Origin of the sequence: Oceanicola sp. 502str15, from assembly GCF_024105635.1 — a bacterium.
In the GTDB taxonomy this organism is placed as follows: Bacteria; Pseudomonadota; Alphaproteobacteria; order Rhodobacterales; family Rhodobacteraceae; genus Vannielia.
Window position 1 is genome coordinate 2,455,556 of the sequence record NZ_WYDQ01000001.1, and the last position, 16,122, is coordinate 2,471,677.

19 protein-coding genes are annotated in these 16,122 nt (G+C 67.3%); 9 read left to right on the top strand and 10 right to left on the bottom strand.

Annotated features, from left to right (window positions below; all coding sequences use genetic code 11):
* Positions 1–246 precede the first annotated feature (246 nt).
* The gene (locus GTH22_RS11855) at positions 247–1,401 is read left to right on the top strand and encodes an MFS transporter (RefSeq protein ID WP_252945438.1); all 1,155 of its coding nucleotides are present in this window, start codon (positions 247–249) and stop codon (positions 1,399–1,401) included.
* A gap of 22 nt (positions 1,402–1,423) precedes the next feature.
* Here the strand turns inward: GTH22_RS11855 and GTH22_RS11860 are convergent, their stop codons facing one another.
* Positions 1,424–2,590 carry an alpha-hydroxy acid oxidase gene (locus GTH22_RS11860; RefSeq protein WP_252945439.1) on the bottom strand — a complete coding sequence of 389 codons (1,167 nt, stop codon included), beginning with the start codon at positions 2,588–2,590 and terminating at the stop codon, positions 1,424–1,426.
* A gap of 146 nt (positions 2,591–2,736) precedes the next feature.
* Here GTH22_RS11860 and GTH22_RS11865 point away from each other — a divergent pair, with 146 nt between their 5' ends.
* Genes GTH22_RS11865 through GTH22_RS11880 form a run of 4 tightly spaced genes read left to right on the top strand, consistent with a single transcriptional unit; the run spans position 2,737 to position 5,765 of the window.
* On the top strand, positions 2,737–4,035 hold the full coding sequence (locus tag GTH22_RS11865; RefSeq protein WP_252945440.1) for a sorbosone dehydrogenase family protein: 1,299 nt from the start codon (positions 2,737–2,739) through the stop codon (positions 4,033–4,035).
* Positions 4,036–4,055: 20 nt separating this feature from the next.
* Entirely contained in the window at positions 4,056–4,442 is a 387-nt protein-coding gene (locus GTH22_RS11870; RefSeq protein WP_252945441.1) for a metallopeptidase family protein, read from the top strand.
* Positions 4,443–4,500: 58 nt separating this feature from the next.
* Positions 4,501–5,079 (top strand): nitroreductase family protein, encoded by a 579-nt coding sequence (locus GTH22_RS11875; protein ID WP_252945442.1) that lies wholly within the window; start codon positions 4,501–4,503, stop codon positions 5,077–5,079.
* Positions 5,076–5,765, top strand: coding sequence for an EI24 domain-containing protein (locus tag GTH22_RS11880; protein ID WP_252945443.1), 690 nt, complete (start codon positions 5,076–5,078; stop codon positions 5,763–5,765). The genes GTH22_RS11875 and GTH22_RS11880 overlap by 4 nt, the downstream gene beginning before the upstream one ends.
* 30 nt (positions 5,766–5,795) lie before the next feature.
* Here the strand turns inward: GTH22_RS11880 and GTH22_RS11885 are convergent, their stop codons facing one another.
* Both GTH22_RS11885 and mce read right to left on the bottom strand, forming a co-directional pair.
* Positions 5,796–6,089 (bottom strand): DUF1467 family protein, encoded by a 294-nt coding sequence (locus GTH22_RS11885; protein WP_252945444.1) that lies wholly within the window; start codon positions 6,087–6,089, stop codon positions 5,796–5,798.
* The gene (gene mce / locus GTH22_RS11890) at positions 6,089–6,493 is read right to left on the bottom strand and encodes a methylmalonyl-CoA epimerase (RefSeq protein ID WP_252945445.1); all 405 of its coding nucleotides are present in this window, start codon (positions 6,491–6,493) and stop codon (positions 6,089–6,091) included. The genes GTH22_RS11885 and mce overlap by 1 nt, the downstream gene beginning before the upstream one ends.
* 152 nt (positions 6,494–6,645) lie before the next feature.
* Between mce and GTH22_RS11895 the strand changes: the two genes are divergently transcribed.
* Positions 6,646–7,371, top strand: a complete 726-nt coding sequence (locus GTH22_RS11895; RefSeq protein WP_252945446.1) for a response regulator — start codon at positions 6,646–6,648, stop codon at positions 7,369–7,371.
* A gap of 260 nt (positions 7,372–7,631) precedes the next feature.
* Here GTH22_RS11895 and GTH22_RS11900 read toward each other — a convergent pair whose 3' ends face one another.
* Complete coding sequence (locus GTH22_RS11900) at positions 7,632–8,345, bottom strand: GNAT family N-acetyltransferase (protein WP_252945447.1); 714 nt, start codon at positions 8,343–8,345, stop codon at positions 7,632–7,634.
* A 150-nt stretch (positions 8,346–8,495) separates the two neighbouring features.
* Here GTH22_RS11900 and GTH22_RS11905 point away from each other — a divergent pair, with 150 nt between their 5' ends.
* Positions 8,496–8,681, top strand: a complete 186-nt coding sequence (locus GTH22_RS11905; protein WP_252945448.1) for a hypothetical protein — start codon at positions 8,496–8,498, stop codon at positions 8,679–8,681.
* 11 nt (positions 8,682–8,692) lie between these two features.
* On the opposite strand, the gene GTH22_RS11910 is transcribed toward GTH22_RS11905, so the two are convergent.
* Entirely contained in the window at positions 8,693–9,910 is a 1,218-nt protein-coding gene (locus GTH22_RS11910; RefSeq protein ID WP_252945449.1) for a DUF1501 domain-containing protein, read from the bottom strand.
* 4 nt (positions 9,911–9,914) lie between these two features.
* Entirely contained in the window at positions 9,915–11,288 is a 1,374-nt protein-coding gene (locus GTH22_RS11915; RefSeq protein WP_252945450.1) for a DUF1800 family protein, read from the bottom strand.
* A 226-nt stretch (positions 11,289–11,514) separates the two neighbouring features.
* Here GTH22_RS11915 and GTH22_RS11920 point away from each other — a divergent pair, with 226 nt between their 5' ends.
* Complete coding sequence (locus GTH22_RS11920) at positions 11,515–11,991, top strand: hemerythrin domain-containing protein (protein WP_252945451.1); 477 nt, start codon at positions 11,515–11,517, stop codon at positions 11,989–11,991.
* A gap of 78 nt (positions 11,992–12,069) precedes the next feature.
* Here GTH22_RS11920 and GTH22_RS11925 read toward each other — a convergent pair whose 3' ends face one another.
* The gene (locus tag GTH22_RS11925; protein ID WP_252945452.1) at positions 12,070–12,639 is read right to left on the bottom strand and encodes a carboxymuconolactone decarboxylase family protein; all 570 of its coding nucleotides are present in this window, start codon (positions 12,637–12,639) and stop codon (positions 12,070–12,072) included.
* A 148-nt stretch (positions 12,640–12,787) separates the two neighbouring features.
* Between GTH22_RS11925 and GTH22_RS11930 the strand changes: the two genes are divergently transcribed.
* Positions 12,788–13,381 (top strand): TetR/AcrR family transcriptional regulator, encoded by a 594-nt coding sequence (locus GTH22_RS11930; protein WP_252945453.1) that lies wholly within the window; start codon positions 12,788–12,790, stop codon positions 13,379–13,381.
* 18 nt (positions 13,382–13,399) lie between these two features.
* Here the strand turns inward: GTH22_RS11930 and GTH22_RS11935 are convergent, their stop codons facing one another.
* From GTH22_RS11935 to aspS, 3 genes are all read right to left on the bottom strand, one after another.
* Positions 13,400–13,696, bottom strand: a complete 297-nt coding sequence (locus GTH22_RS11935) for a hypothetical protein (RefSeq protein ID WP_252945454.1) — start codon at positions 13,694–13,696, stop codon at positions 13,400–13,402.
* 74 nt (positions 13,697–13,770) lie between these two features.
* A complete protein-coding gene (locus tag GTH22_RS11940) occupies positions 13,771–14,295 on the bottom strand; it encodes a chloramphenicol phosphotransferase CPT family protein (RefSeq protein ID WP_252945455.1) in 525 nt (174 codons plus the stop codon).
* 2 nt (positions 14,296–14,297) lie between these two features.
* Entirely contained in the window at positions 14,298–16,079 is a 1,782-nt protein-coding gene (gene aspS / locus GTH22_RS11945) for an aspartate--tRNA ligase (RefSeq protein ID WP_252945456.1), read from the bottom strand.
* Positions 16,080–16,122: the final 43 nt, after the last annotated feature.

Consider the following 16,122-nt stretch of genomic DNA (forward strand, 5'->3'; position numbering starts at 1 on the left):
GTTTCACCCCGGTTGGCCTCGCGCCGTGCGCGCCTTGGCGAACCTTGCTTATCCTGCCTGCTGCGGACGGATCACCTCCACCCTCTGCCGGTGGTCGGCGGGCGCTGAGGGATTCGGTGCCGACCCGTGAGATGTCGCGCCCTTCCAGCGCGGTCAACCGACGAGCACGGGCGGGGACGGCTGACGTGTCTTTCAACCGACTTTGAGAGTTGCTTTGGCCCGCGAGCCGTGATTCCGATTGCGCCCATGTCGCTCGCGCCCGCCATCCGCCTCTCGCGCCGCACCCTGCCGGCCTTCGCCACCGTGGGCATCTTCTGGGGGGCCTTTGCGGCCTATACGCCCCAGCTGAAAGCCGGGATCGAGGCGGATGACGGCACATGGGGGCTGGTGCTGCTGGGCGCGGCGGTAGGGTCGATCTCGGCCATGTGGCTCGCGCCGCGATTCGATGCGCGTTTCGGGCGGGCCGCCATGGCGCTTGGCTGCGTGCTGCTCGGGCTGCTGTTCCAGGCCCCGATCTGGGCCTCGACAACGCTGGTCTTCACCGCCGCCATGGTGCTGGCGGGCGGCGCGGCGGGGCTGCTGGACGTGGTGATGAACGCCCGGCTTTCTTCCATAGAGGCCAAAACCGGTGCCTCGCTGATGAACCTCAACCACGCCACCTTTTCGCTCGCCTATGGCAGCTCGGCCCTGATCGCGGGCCTGCTGCGCGATGGCGGCACCGCCCCCGCGCTCACCTTCGCCGGGCTGGGCCTTCTGGCCTTCGGCTTCGGAGCCCTCGCCCGGCAACGCGAGCTTCCGCCGCCGGTGAAGGGCGAAGCCACGCCCGCACGGGTAGCCCTGCCACGGGTGGCGCTCTGGGGCGGGCTCATCATCCTGCTGGCCTTCCTCGCCGAGCAGGCCACCGAGGCATGGTCGGCCCTGCATATCGAGCGCACACTGGGCGGCGGCGCCGCAGAGGGGGCCATCGGCCCGGCCATGCTGGGCTTCACCATGTGCGCCGGGCGGCTGGCCGGGCAGTTCGCCACGGCGCGGATTTCGGAGGCGCGGCTGACCACGCTCGCGGCGCTGGTGACGGCGGCAGGCGCGCTGCTGGCGGCCTTGGCCCCGACGCCTCTGGTGGCCTATGCGGGCTTCGGCATTCTGGGCCTCGGCGTTTCGGTCATCGCGCCGATGGTCTTTGCCCTCGCCGGGCGGCTCTCGCCAGCCGAGCTGCGCCCGGCGGTGATCAGTCGGGCGGCGGTGATCGGCTACACCGGCTTCTTCATCGGCCCGCCCCTGCTCGGGGCAATCTCCGAGCTGGCAGGGCTGCGGATGGCCTTCGTGGCGGTGGCGCTCTGCGTTGCGCTGGCCCCGCTGCTGCTGCTGCCGATCCGCGCCGCCGCGAAGGCGACCGAGGCGTAAGCCTAGGCTCCGTGAGCGGCCCTCAGGCCTGCCAGCGCCCGCCGAAGTCTTCCGGCACCAGCAGCATGTCGCGGCCAAATTGCGAAGGGTTTTGCTTGCCACAGAGGGCCATGGAGATGTCCATCTCCTTCTGAAGCACCTCCAGCGCCGTCTCGACGCCCTTCTGCCCCATCGCGCCCAGACCGTAGATGTAGCTGCGCCCGATCATCGTGCCCTTCGCGCCCAGCGCGATGGCCTTCAGAATGTCCTGCCCGGAGCGGATGCCGCTATCGAGCCAGACCTCGGTCTTGGAGCCGACGCGCTCGACGATCTCGGGCAGCATCCGGATGGAAGAGAGTGCGCCGTCGAGCTGGCGGCCGCCGTGGTTGGAGACCACGATGGCATCGGCGCCGAGCTTGGCGGCCTCCTCGGCATCGTCGCCGTCGAGGATGCCCTTGAGGATCACCTTGCCGCCCCATTGGTCCATCAGGCGCTTGACCTTGTCCCAGTCGAGCGTCTGGTCGAAGTTCTGCGCGGTCCAGGCGTGGAGCGAGCGGGTGTTGCCGACGCCCTTGGCATGGCCGACAATGTTGCGGAACTCGCGGCGCGGGGTTTGCAGCATGCCCAGCCCCCAGCGCCATTTGGTGGCGAGGTCGAGCATCACCGGAACGGTCAGCTTGGGCGGGGCGGTGAGGCCGTTCTTCAGGTCCTTGTGGCGCTGGCCGAGGATCTGAAGGTCGAGCGTGATCACCAGCGCCTCGCATTTGGCTTCCTTGGCGCGGCGCACGAGGTTGTCGGTGAAGTCGGTGTCCTTCTGGGTGTAGAGCTGAAACCAGAAGGGGGCGGAGGTGTTCTCGGCCACGTCCTCGATCGAGCAGATCGACATGGTGGAGAGGGTGAAGGGCACGCCGAACTTTTCGGCCGCCTTGGCCGAGAGGATCTCGCCGTCGGCATGTTGCATGCCGCAGATGCCCACCGGCGCAAGCGCGGTGGGCAAGGCCACCTCGCGGCCGATCATGGTGCTCGCGGTCGAGCGGCCCGACATATCCACCGCCACGCGCTGGCGCAGGCGGATCTTGTCGAAGTCGCTCACGTTCTCCCGGAAGGTCTGCTCGGTCCAGCTGCCGCTTTCGCAATAGTCGTAGAACATCTTGGGCGCCCGGCGCTTGTGGATGCGCTTGAGGTCGTCGATGCAGGTGATGACGGTCATGATGCTGGCTCCCGGGCGTGGTCAGGTTTGTTTACCAATCGCAGAGGCGGAAAGGCAAGCGTGCGGGTTGCGGTGGCCCGGAGGGGCTGTTTCCCCCTGCCGTTTAGCGCTACCACTCCGGCAAACGGCGCGAAGGAGGCGGCATCATGGATTTCATTGCAAAGGCCACGGCCATTGTGGGCGGCACGGTTGCCGCGTTGCGCCGGATCGGGGCGCCCTCGGTTCAGGCGATGGGGGGCAGCCCGGAGATTCCGGAGGCGAAGAAGCAGGGGATCATGACCCTCAAGATGCCCGCCGCCGAGGGCTGGAAGGATGGCCGCCTGCCGATCTGCGCGCCGGGCCTCAAGGTCAACGCCTTTGCCGAGGGGCTGGACCATCCGCGCTGGATCGAGGTGCTGCCCTCGGGCGATGTGCTGGTGGCCGAGGCCAGCCAGATCGAGACGCCGCCGCAGTCGTTCATGGACCGCGCCGCCCATGCGACGATGAAGGCGATCAAGGCGATGGGCAACAGCGCCAACCGCGTCACCCTCTGGCGCGATGCGGATGGCGACGGGGTGGCGGAGCATCGGGAGGTTTTCGTGGAGAACCAGAGCCAGCCCTTCGGGATGGCGCTGGTGGGCGAGACCTTCTACCTCGGCAATACCGACGGGATCGTGGCCTTCCCCTATGCCCCCGGCACCACCCGGCTGGACGAGAGCGCCGCCCGCAAGCTGGTGGAGTTCAAGCCCGGCGGGCATTGGACCCGCTCCCTCATCGTTTCGCCCGACAAGACCAAGATCTACGCCGGTGTCGGCTCGCTCACCAACATCGCCGATCAGGGGATGGAGACCGAAGAGGGCCGCGCCGCGATCTGGGAGCTGGACGTGGCGAGCGAAGAGGCCCGCATCTTCGCCTCCGGCCTGCGCAACGCCGTGGGCACCGCCTTCGAGCCTTCCACCGGCGCGCTCTGGACCGTGGTCAACGAGCGCGACGGGCTGGGCGACGAAACCCCGCCCGACTACCTCACCACCGTGGTCGATGGCGGCTTTTACGGCTGGCCCTACTCCTACTGGGATCGCATCGTCGACGACCGGGTGCCGCAGGACCCAGCCAAGGTGGCCGCCTCGATCAAGCCCGATTACGCGCTGGGCGGGCACACCGCCTCGCTCGGCCTGTGCTGGATGCCCGAGGGCACGCTGCCCGGCTTTGGCGAGGGCATGGTGATCGGCCAGCACGGCTCGTGGAACCGCTCGAAGCTGTCGGGCTACAAGCTGCTTTTCGTGCCTTTCGAAAACGGCCGCCCCAGCGAGACCGAGCCGCCGCGCGACATTCTCTCGGGGTTTCTGTCGGAAGACGAGAAGCTGGCCTATGGCCGCCCGGTGGGGGTGTGCCTTGGGGCCGATGGCAAATCGCTGCTGATGGCCGATGACGTGGGCGATGTGATCTGGCGGGTGACCGGGGCCTGAGCGGCCCCGCTGCCGCGCCCATGCGCCACGACGACGCCCATTTCGAGCGCATTGCCCGCGAGACGGTAGAGGCCTTCCCCCCTGCCCTGCTCAAGGCCGCCCGCGAGGTGAGCCTGCGGGTGGCGGAATGGCCGACGCCGGAGATGATGGCGGATCTCGACATCCGCGATCCGCGCGATCTGACCGGGCTTTACGAGGGCACGCCGCTCCCCGAGAAGTCGTTCAGCGACCCGGCGCCCTGGCCCGATACGGTCTGGCTCTTTCGCCAGCCGATCCTTGCCGAATGGCGCGAGCGGCCCGGGCAGAGCCTCGATGAGCTGATCGCCCATGTCACGGTGCACGAGTTTGCCCATCACTTCGGCTGGTCGGACGAGGAGATTGGGGCGATTGATCCGTGGTGGGAGTGAAACCATTGAACCCCGGCGCAAAACACCCGACATAAGGGCCAACCGCCAAGGAGGCCCCATGCCCGAGAAGAACCCCGCCGCCCTCGACTTCCTGCTCACCCGCCGCTCGCGCCCGGCCAAGACGCTGACCACCCCGGTTCCGAGCCGCGAAGAGCTGGGCCCGATCCTTCAGGCCGCCGCGCGCACGCCGGACCACGGCAAGCTGGAGCCATGGCGCTTCATCGTGCTGGAAGGCGCGGCACTTGAGCGACTGGCGGCGCTGGCGGGCGAGCGCGGCGCGGCGCTGGAGATGGAGCCGGAGAAGGTGGAGAAGTTCCAGACGCAGCTCAAGCAGCCCGGTCTGGCCGTGGTTGTGGTGTCGTCGCCGGTGGAGAGCGAGAAGGTGCCTTTTGTCGAGCAGCTCTATTCGGCGGGCGCGGTCTGCCTTGCGATGCTCAATGCGGCGCTGGCCTCGGGCTGGGGCGCCAACTGGCTTTCGGGCTGGGGCAGCCATGACCGGGAGTTCGTGACCAAGGGCCTCGGCCTTGCGCTGCACGAGACCGTGGCCGGCTTCATCCACATCGGCACCGAAACCGCCGCCCCGCCAGAGCGCCCGCGCCCCGACCTCGGCAACATCACCGCCTGGGTGGCCGAATGATCTTCACGGATTTCGGCAAGGCGGTCTCGCAGGTCTTCGATGCGCGCTTTTTGAAGGTGCTTGCCATGGGGCTGGGCCTGACGGTGCTGCTGCTGCTTGGGGTCTACGGCGTGTTTCTCGCCTTTCTGGATTGGGTCACGCCCGACAGCTTCACGATCTTCGGGCGGGAGGTGACATGGATCGACGACCTGCTGTCCTGGGCCTCGATCGCGCTGATGGCGCTGATGTCGATCTTCCTGATGGTGCCGGTGGCCTCGGCCTTCACCGGCCTGTTCCTTGAAGACATCGCCGCGGCGGTGGAGGCCAGGCACTACCCCGAGCTGCCGCCTGTGCCGCGCTTTCCCTGGACCGAGGCGCTGCGGGATTCGATCGGCTTTTTCGGCGTGCTGATCGTGGTGAACATCCTGATGCTGGTGCTCTACATCTTCGCCGGGCCGCTGATTCCGCTGCTGTTCTGGGCGATCAACGGGCTGCTGCTGGGGCGGGAGTACTACCAGATGGTGGCGATGCGGCGGATCGGGCGGGAGGCGGCCAATGCCTCGCGCAAGCGGCATTTCGGCAAGATCTGGTTTGCCGGGGTGCTGATGGCGATTCCGCTGAGCTTTCCGCTCATCAACCTGTTCATCCCGATCCTCGGCGTGGCCACCTTCACCCACCTGTTCCACCGGCTGGAACCGGGGGCGTAGGGCGGGACTTGTCCCGCCGTCCGGGGGCTGTCAGCGGGTTTCGGTGATCGGGCCCTTGGGGCCGAAGCGCTCCAGCAGGTCGAAATCGGACAGCGAGATCACGCCGGAGATGATCACGGCGCAGATCAGACCGGCCACCGGCAGGGCGATGGCGGTGGTGATCTTGAGGCGCTTGCCGAGGTTGAAATCGGCCGGTGCGCCCGCGTGGGTGCCGGGCACGACCTCGCCCCGGTCGCCCTGGGTCACGAGCCGGACGGGCAGCACCAGGAAGAGCACCATGAACCAGGTGATGGCCAGCACGACGAGGGCGGCGGTGATGCTCATCAGACCTGCTCCAGTTCCACCAGGCAGCCGTTGAAATCCTTGGGGTGCAGGAAGAGCACCGGCTTGCCGTGGGCGCCGATCTTGGGCTCGCCGGTGCCCAGAACGCGGGCGCCCTCGGCCTTCAGCCTGTCGCGGGCGGCGAGGATGTCATCGACCTCGTAGCAGATGTGGTGGATGCCGCCTGAGGGGTTCTTTTCGAGGAAACCGGCGATGGGGCTGCCCTCGCCCAGCGGGTAGAGCAGCTCGATCTTGGTGTTGGGAAGGGTAATGAAAACCACCGTCACACCATGGTCGGGCTCGTCCTGCGGCGCGCCGACATCGGCTCCGAGGGTGCCGCGATATTGGGCGGCGGCGGCGTCGAGGTCGGGCACCGCGATGGCCACGTGGTTCAGCCTTCCGATCATCTGTTTGCCCTCCTGCGCTTCGGTCACAGCGGTTATGCCGCCCGGTTCGGGCCGGCACAAGCCGCGCCTTTGTCGCATTCTGTCGGCCGCGTTTACTACTTCTTAGGATTGCTGGTGTCTTGTTGGAGGGTAACGCCTTGAGGGAGGCTCCAATGACAGATGAAATTCCCAATCTCGCCCTTCCGGTCCAGAAGCCGACGCGCGAGAGGCCTCTGCTGGGCGCCACGGTGCTGCTGGTGGAAGACAGTCGCTTTGCCTCCGAGGCCGTGCGGCTGTTGTGCCTGCGCTCCGGCGCGCGGATCAGGCGGGCCGACACGCTCGCCTCGGCGCATCGCCACCTGATGGTCTATCGGCCGACGGCGGTGATCGTGGATCTGGGCCTGCCCGATGGCTCGGGACTGGAGCTGATCGAGGAGCTGGCGCGCTCGGAAACGCGGGTGCCGGTGCTGCTGGGCACCTCGGGCGACCCGGTCTGCGAGGATGCGGCGCTGGAGGCCGGGGCAGACGGGTTCATACAGAAGCCGATCACCAGCCTCGCCTCGTTTCAGCAGGCCATCGTGCTGCGGATGCCCGCAAGCGCCCAGCCTGCCGGCCCAAGGGCACTTTCCTCCGATATGGTCGCCCCCGACCCGCTCGCCCTGCGCGATGACCTTGCCCATGTGGCCGATGTGCTATCGACCGGGGAGGAAGACCCGCAGATCCTCGACTACGTGGCGCAGTTTCTCGGCTCGGTGGCACAATGCGCCTCCGACGGGCCGCTGGCCGCTGCGGCGGCCGGGCTGGCCACCGCACGGGCCGCGGGAGAGGGCGGGATGCCCGAAGCGGTCGCGATCTCGAAACTGGTGGCAAACCGGCTTGAAGGCACGATGGCGCTCTAGGGCGCTGCCGGGCGGGTTTCAGAGATGGCTGCTGTGGGCCGGAACGGGCTTTGCTGGGCGGGGCGTGTTTTGCGAACTGCAGGCGGGACGTTTGCCGTTTAGGGATGCCCTTCGGGCCATTCCGTGCAGGGCTTGGCCGGTTCGCGCTGTTCGGTTGTCCGACATGGGGTTACGTGGCTGACGGGAAATGCAGGGGCCGCGCGGATCACCGCGCTGGCCTGTCTGGCCGTTGAACCACCTGTGCCGGTGTAACGGGCCGCCTAGAGGCCCGGGTCGGAGGCGGCGCGGACCAGCGAGGTGAGGTCGCCCAGGCGCTCCTTCTGCTGGCCTTCCGCATCGAAGTTTTCCGGGCGCAGCCAGGCGCGATAGGCCTCGCGCAGCGGGGGCCATTCGCTGTCGATGGCGGCAAACCACGCGGTGTCGCGGTTGCGGCCCTTCACCACCTGCGCCTGCCGGAAGATGCCCTCGTAGGACAGGCCCAGCCGTTGCGCGGCGCGGCGGGAGGGCATGTTCAGCGCGTTGCACTTCCACTCGAACCGCCGGTAGCCCGCCTCGAAGGCCCATTCGATCAGCAGGCAGAAGGCCTCGGTCGCCACGCGGCTGCGCTGCAGCTCGGGCGACAGGGCAATGTAGCCCAGTTCGATCGACCCGGCCTCGGGCGCGATCCGCAGAAGCGCACAGGTTCCGCCCACGGTGCCGGTGTCGCGGTTCCGGATGGCAAAATGCAGCGGATCGGTGCTGGCCTCAGCCTCCCGAGCCCAGCGGTGATACTGCGCGGCTGAGTGAAACGGGCCATTGGGCATGTAATCCCACAGCGCATCGTGGCTGGAATAGGCGCGAAACAGGCTGGCGGCGTGATCATCGGCGGAGAGCCGTTCGAGCCGGGTCCATTGCCCCTCGAGCACGTCGAAATCGGGCCGGGGTGGCGGCGCCCAGCCTATGACCTCTTCGCCCAGAGCGGCGGCCTCACTCATCGGTTAACCCCTTTTCAACGTTATTGATTTCCTATCGGCCCCGGGGCGCAAGGAAAACCCGAAAAATGGCGCTCCTGCTCCACGGACCTGCCGCATTTGCCCCGCAGGGTGCGGCGCAGAGCAGAAAAACCAAAGGCCAAGGAGCCACGCATGAAACGGATCGCAAACGCATTCTGGTCGGAAGACGAAGGCAATGTCACCATCGACTGGGTGGTGCTGATGGCGGGGATCGTCTCGCTCGGCTTTGCCATTGCCGCCACGGTCGCCACCGGCGCCAAGGAAGTGACCTCCGACATGACCGACGAGATCTACGAGATCGCCAACACCGGCGTTTGAGCCGCGCTACTTCAGAGCACGATCCGGGGCGCCTGTGAAAAGTCGAGCCCCGGAAAGACCTTGCCCGACAGCACATTGCCCGAAATCCCGAACAGGCCTTCCATCGCCCGCGCCGCATAGGCGCGCACGTCTTCGGTGGGCATCAGGTCGCGCCGGTCGTAAAGCGCGGCCTCGTCCAGTCCCGGCCAGCGGCCATAGACCTTGCCGCCCCGCAGCGCCCCGCCCGCCGTCAGCATCAGCCCACCGGTGCCGTGATCGGTGCCATGGGAGCCGTTTTCGCGCACGGTGCGGCCAAACTCGGTCATCGCGAGCACGCCGGTCTTGCCCCAGAGCGGCCCGAGGCCGACCCGCATCACGTTGATCACGTCGGACAGCTGGCGCAACGCCTTGGGCAGGCTCGTGGCCTGCTTGCCGTGAGTGTCCCATCCACCGAGGGAGAAGGCGGCGATACGGGTGTCGCCGCGCAGGCGCTCCACCGCGAATTCGGCCATCTCCATATGGGCGCCGTTGCCGGAGGCTTCGGCCATCATTGCTGCCATCGCGCCATCGTCCTCCTCGGCGCCGGCGGCGGCCTCGGCGGCGGCGATATCCTCGGTCAGATCGAGCGCCTCCAGCACCGCCGCCTGGTAGACGGGGTGCTCTTCGTAGATCATCTCGAACAGCCGCCGGGCCTGCGGCGAGAGGTCCAGCCGGGTGCCCGGTGTCCAATTGGCCACCGGCGCGGCCCCGGCGAGCATGAGCAGGTCTTCGCGCCCGATCGCATAGGCGGTGTCGGCCTCCAGCCCGGGCACGTGTTGCAGCATCCGGTTGAGCCAGCCGTCGCGGGTGGCCCCCGTCGTGACATCGAAGCCGGTGCCCGCCTCCAGCAGATCCTGCCCGTCGAAGTGGCTGCGCTTGTCGCGGTAGGGGGTGGAGACGGCATGGGCAAAGCCCAGCTCGCCGGCCTCCCAGAGCGGGTGCAGCGGCGCCAGCGCCGGGTGCAGGGTGTAGAACCCGTCGAGCGGCAACCCGTCGCCCGCCGCGAGGGTGGGCCGGGCCTCGGCAAAGGCCGGGTCGCCGATGGGGCGGACCACGTCGAGCCCGTCCATCCCGCCGCGCAGGATGAGCACGACAAGGCGGGTGTCCCAGGGCGCGGAGGCGAAGGCCATCGGCGTCATCGCGGGCGCGGCGGCGACCGAACAACCGGTGGTGGCCAGAAATCTGCGCCGGGTCATCAAGAGCTTGCTCATGGCGTCATCTCCGTTGAAACGCGGGCGAGGCGAGGATCAGGGCAACCCCCTCCGCGCGGCTTTCGGCTGCCTGTGCGGCGAATTCCAGCCGCGGCCCGGCCTGGCTGCCCAGCGCGGTGCGCACCAGCTCACGCGGGTCGGGCAGCTCGATTTCCTTGCTGCGCCCTGCCGTCATCGCCCAGTTGATCCGCACCGCGAGGCCCTGCGGGGTGAGCCAGTGCGCGGTGTCCTCGGGCCAGCCATCGGGGCCATTGGGCGTTTCCCACGGCTGGCCCATCAGGGTCATCGGCCGCAGCAGGGCCTTGCGCGTCTTGCTCAGGTTCAGCCGTGCAAGCTGCGCGCCCGAGACGCCCAGGGCGCGGTAGCCGGAGGTCAGAAAGTCGTAGGGCTGCTTGGTCTTGGCGAGCGGCCCCCAGGCCTCGGGGTGCTCCAGCATGGCGGCGGTGACGGCGCCGAGGTCGCCGCCGGTTTCGGCAAAGCGCGCCCTGAGCGCCTCGACCAGCGCCGGCGGGGGCGTGTCGGAGACGAAGTGCACCGCCAGTTTGCGGGCGATATGGGCGGCGGTATCGGGGTGGGTGGCGATATCTTCGAGCGCGGCGTGAATGTCGGACAGTTGGGGCTTCTGCCCGCCGTAGCTTTCGCCCAGCACATCCTCGGCCCCGGGCTCGCCGCGCTTGGGTTCGAAACGGACGCCCTTGCGCAGGTCCAGCGTCATCCCGGCCAGAAGCTCGGCCAGCTGGCGCACGTCCTGCTGGGTGTAGGCCCCGCCCACCCCCAAGGTGTGCAGTTCCAGCACCTCGCGGGCGAGATTTTCGTTCAGGCCGCGCCGCCTGCCCTTTTCGGCATTGCGCGCGGCGACGGCGGAGCCGGGGCCGATGGACTTGTCCTGATCGAGGTAGATCATCATCAGCGGATGGGTGACGGCGGCCTTCAGCATCTCGGCAAAGGGGACCGAGAGGTTGGGGCGGATCGCGTCCTGCACGAAGCGCTGGACCGACAGGCGCGACACTCCCTTGCCGCGCACCGTGAAATGATCGGCCCAGAAGCGGGTGAGCCGTTCGCGCAGCGGATCGGGCGCGTCGAGCGCACGGGCCACGGTGGCGCGGAGCATTTCGGCGTGGCGCGCACGGTCTTTCGCGCGCCAGTCCCTGTATTTCTGCTTCGCGTCGGGGTCGCCGTTGCGCTCGGCCTTCTTGAGATCGCTCAGATATTGGAACTCCGGGTAGAGCTCGTCGATCGAGCCGATCGGCCAAGCCTGCGCCATCGCATCGGGGGCGGCGAGGGTTGCCACCATGGCGGCCACGCTTTCAGGTGGCGCGTGATGCGGGGAGAGGCCGTAGCCGAAGCGGATTGCGGCGATCTCGGGGGTGAAGTTCACGTGCGGGCGCTCCGGGTTCCGGGACCATTGGGGGTGAAACGAGGCAGGCGGCCTCTTCCGTCGAAGATAGTGGATCGGGGGGCATGGTGCGAGGGGGCAGACGGTCACGCTTTTGCGCGGCGACGGACCCCTGCCGGGCGATCTGCGGTTTTCCGCCCGCGGGCGGAACCCGGCCCGCGCTGGCGGCGTTTGGGAGCGACCCTTCAACATTTCCGGAGCTACGCCGATGCCTGACATCTACGAAGCCATCAAGGCCGACCACGACCGCCACCGCGAGTTGCTCGAAACCCTTTCGGACACCTCGGGAGACAGCGAGACCCGCCGCAGCGCATGGAAGGAATTCTACCACGACGTGAAGGCCCATGCCGCGGCAGAAGAGGAAACCTTCTATTCCAAGCTCATCGCCCGTACCTGGGGCCAGGAACATGCCCGCCATTCGGTGCACGAGCACCAGCAGCTCGATGACATCCTGGAAGAGCTGAACGAGATGGACATGTCATCGCCCGGTTGGCTGACGCGGTTCAAGACGCTGCGGCATGACTACGAGCACCACATCGACGAGGAAGAGGACGAGGTGTTCAGCCGGGCGAAGGAGATCATCTCCGAAGATGAAATCAGCGGATACGGCAAGCGGTTTCTTGAGCGGAAAGACAAGGAAGCCGGGCTGATCGAGGAGAAGAAGGAAGACGCGCTGGAAGAGTGAGGGCGCGCTCGGCGCCGCGCGTGAGAGATCGCCCCGGAGCCTTCTGGCCCCGGGGCGTTTTGTTTGGCGGGTGCGGGCTCAGGCCGCCTCGCTGCCCTTCTTGGTCCAGGCGAACTTCTGCATCACCTCGTCGACCGGCGTGTCGGCAAGGTGGTTGGTGTAGTTCGACATGACTTTTTGGGCGATGCCCAGAACGATCTCGAGCACCTGGCGCTTGGTGTAGCCCGCGTCGAGGAACTCCTGCAGCTGCGCGTCGCTCACCTCGCCGCGCTGGCGGACCATGGCGAGGGTGAAGCTGCGAAGGGCTTCGAGGTGCTCGGTGGGCAGCGGGGTTTCGTTGCGCAGCGCCTCGGTGATCTCGTCATCCACCTTCATCGCCTTGGCGATGCCGGTGTGGGCGGGCACGCAGTAGTGGCATTCGTGCTCGACGTTGATGGTTTGCCAGACCACGGTGACCTCGTCCTTTTCGAAGCTGGTGTTGTTCTGGAACAGCCCGTGCAGCACCTGGTAGCCCTCCATCAGCGCGGGCGCCTCGGCCATGACCTTGTGCAGTCCCGGCAGGCGGCCAAAAGCCTTTTTGGACTTCTCGATCAGCGGCAGGCTTTCGGCGGGGGCGGTGGTTTCGTCGTGCAGGGTGAACTCGGCCATATGGATGCTCCTTGGGTGGTGGTTGCAGGCCGTCTGGCCCTTGCCGGGAACATGGCGCATTTGAGTGATCACTCAATAGTAAAGTTTGAGCGATCACTCAAACGTGAGGCGGGAAGACAAGCCGATCCGGCGGCCCTATATTCCGCCCATGAGCCGAGCCGCCCCCTATAACCGCGAGACCGCGATTGATGCCGCCCTGACGCTGTTCTGGCGCAGGGGCTTTCATGCGACCTCGCTGAAAGACCTTGAACGGGCGCTTTCCATGAAGCCCGGCTCGATCTATGCCGCCTTCCACAGCAAGGAGGCGCTATTTCGCGAGGCCTTGCAGCTCTATCGCAACCGCTCCGCGCAGAACGTGAGCGCGCGCGTCGAAAGTGCCGACTCGCCACTGGAGGCCCTTGCCGAGCACGCCCGCCGCACCGGCCGCCCGAAAAGCGGCAGCCCGGCCGGGTGCATTCTGGTCAAGACGGTGCTGGAACTGGCCGACGAGGCCACGGAGGCCGGGGAGGATGCCCGGACCTATCTGCGCGAGATGCAGGACCTGTTCCGCAGCCTGTTCGAGCAGGCCCGCGACACGGGGGAGCTGCCCCCGGAGGCCGACAGCCGGCGCCTTGCGCGGCGGTTTCAGTCGAACATGTTCGGGCTGGCGGTGGAGACCCTGCGCGGCTCACCTTCAGAGGACCTGGCCGCGCTGGCGGATGACATGGCGGATGAGGTGTTGCGGCTCAGGCAGCGGCAGTAGGGCGCAAGCCTGCAACCGTCAGGCCGGATCGACCGGCCCGAAGCTTTCCCAGCTCTCGCCCATCGCCACGATGCAGGCCCGCCCGTCGGTGTAGTTCTGCACCATGGTCCAGTCGCCCGAGGCTTGCGTGACCCAGAACTCGATGAAGGCATCGGGGCCGCGCAGACCGCGCCCCGCAAGGGTAGCGCCAAAACGGCTTTCGAGCTTTTCGACAATGCGGGCACGGTCATCGCAGAACACATCGCCCAGTGGCCCGCCCGCCGTTGCAGTGAGGGGCGCGAGGGTAAGTGCGATGGTGAGCATGGCCCGCGTCATGGACGAATCGTAGCACGTGGATGCAGGGCTGCGTAACAGTTTTATGACAGCCCTCGCTGTGGCCTCACCGGGCGTCAGCCGAAGAAGCCCGAGACGCCCTGCCGCGCCTGCCAGGCTGCAATGACGCGGGAGGTGTTGGCTTCGGCCCCGTCTTCGCTCCGCAGTTCGAGATCGTATCGCTTGCCTGCATGGATATGGGCGGCATCCCGTGCCGCATCGCCCGGCTTGCGGTCCCCGCGTGCCATCTCGCGCCGCTCCAACTCGGCAAGCTCGCAATGGAGCCCGACGAAGAAAAGATCGCGTCCGGCAAAGAGCGCGCGCAGATCGCTGTGCCACGCCGGGCTTTCGATGATGTGGTCCCAGATCACATCGGCTCCGGACGAGCCGAACGCGGCCACGCCGCGGTGCCAGCCGTCGAACACCTTTTCGCGGACCGCCGCCCATTCGGGGCCGCGAGGCAACGCGCCGCTGTCGATCAGGTGGTCGAAGGTGAGGTGGGTGAATGGCTCGGGCAGTGCAGCCTGCACCGCCCGCGCCAGAGTGGATTTGCCCGCGCTGGAGGCACCGTGGATCAGGACGACCCGCCCCGGCGCCGGCATGGTCAGTCCTCTTTCACCACCCGCAGACCCAGCTCGCGGAGCTGTTCGTTGGTGGGGGCCGAGGGGGCGTTCATCATCAGGTCTTCGGCGCGCTGGTTCATCGGGAACATGACCACTTCGCGCAGGTTTTCCTCGTCGGCCAGCAGCATGACGATGCGGTCGATGCCCGCCGCACAGCCGCCGTGGGGCGGGGCGCCGTAGGAGAAGGCGGTGTAGAGGCCGCCAAAGCGGGCCTTTACCTCGTCTTCGCCGTAACCGGCGATTTCGAAGGCCTTCAGCATCACCTCAGGCTTGTGGTTGCGGATCGCGCCCGACACCAGCTCGTAGCCATTGCAGGCGAGGTCGTACTGGTAGCCCTTCACCGCCAGCGGGTCGCCCTGCAGCGCCTCCATCCCGCCCTGGGGCATGGAGAAGGGGTTGTGCTCGAAGTCGATCTCGCCGGTCTCTTCGTCTTTTTCGTAGATCGGGAAGTCGACGATCCATGCGAAGGCGAAGCGCTCCTTGTCGGTCAGGCCAAGCTCGTCACCGATGACGGTGCGGGCGCGGCCAGCGACAGATTCGAAGGCCTTGGGTTTGCCACCGAGGAAGAAGGCGGCATCGCCCACGCCGAGGCCGAGCTGCTGGCGGATCGCCTCGGTGCGCTCGGGGCCGATGTTCTTGGCCAGCGGGCCTGCGGCTTCCATGCCCTCGCCCTGATCGCGCCAGAAGATATAGCCCATGCCCGGCAGGCCCTCTTTCTGGGCGAAGGCGTTCATCCGGTCGCAGAACTTGCGCGAGCCGCCCTTGGGAGCGGGGATGGCGCGGATCTCGGTGCCTTCCTGTTCGAGCAGCTTGGCGAAGATGGCAAAGCCGGAGCCCGCGAAATGCTCTGAGACCACCTGCATCTCGATCGGGTTCCTGAGGTCGGGCTTGTCGGTGCCGTATTTCAGCGCGGCTTCCTTGTAGGGAATTTGCGGCCAGCTCTCGGGCGCGTCCACGCGGCGGCCACCGCCGAACTCCTCGAACACGCCTGCGATCACCGGGGCGACGGTGTCGAACACGTCCTGCTGCTCGACGAAGCTCATTTCGAGGTCGAGCTGGTAGAAGTCGGTGGGCGAGCGGTCGGCGCGGGGGTCTTCATCGCGGAAGCAGGGCGCGATCTGGAAATACTTGTCGAAGCCCGAGACCATGATCAGCTGCTTGAACTGCTGCGGCGCCTGGGGCAGCGCGTAGAACTTGCCGGGGTGCAGACGCGAGGGCACGAGGAAGTCGCGGGCGCCCTCGGGGCTGGAGGCGGTGATGATCGGGGTCTGATACTCGCGAAAGCCCTTGCCCCACATGCGCTTGCGCACCGAGGCCACGACGTCGGAGCGCAGCACCATGTTCTGCTGCATCGCCTCGCGGCGCAGGTCGAGGTAGCGATACTTCAGCCGGGTTTCCTCGGGGTATTCCTGATCTCCGAAGACGATCAGCGGCAGCTCCTCGGCGGCACCGAGCACCTCGAGGTCGCGGATGTAGACCTCGATCTCGCCGGTGGGCAGCTTGGGGTTCACGAGGCTCTCGTCACGCGCCTTCACGGTGCCGTCGATCCGGATGCACCACTCGGAGCGCACCTTCTCGACCTCGGCAAAGACCGGGCTGTCGGGGTCGCAGAGCACCTGGGTCACGCCGTAATGGTCGCGCAGATCAATGAACAGCACCCCGCCGTGATCTCGCACCCGATGCACCCACCCCGAGAGGCGGACGGTGTCGCCCACGTTGGCTTTTGTCAGCTCGGCGCAGGTCTGGCTGCGGTAGGCATGCATGGCGTGTTCCTTCAACTCGCTCGGGTCGGTCCGCGCCGATACA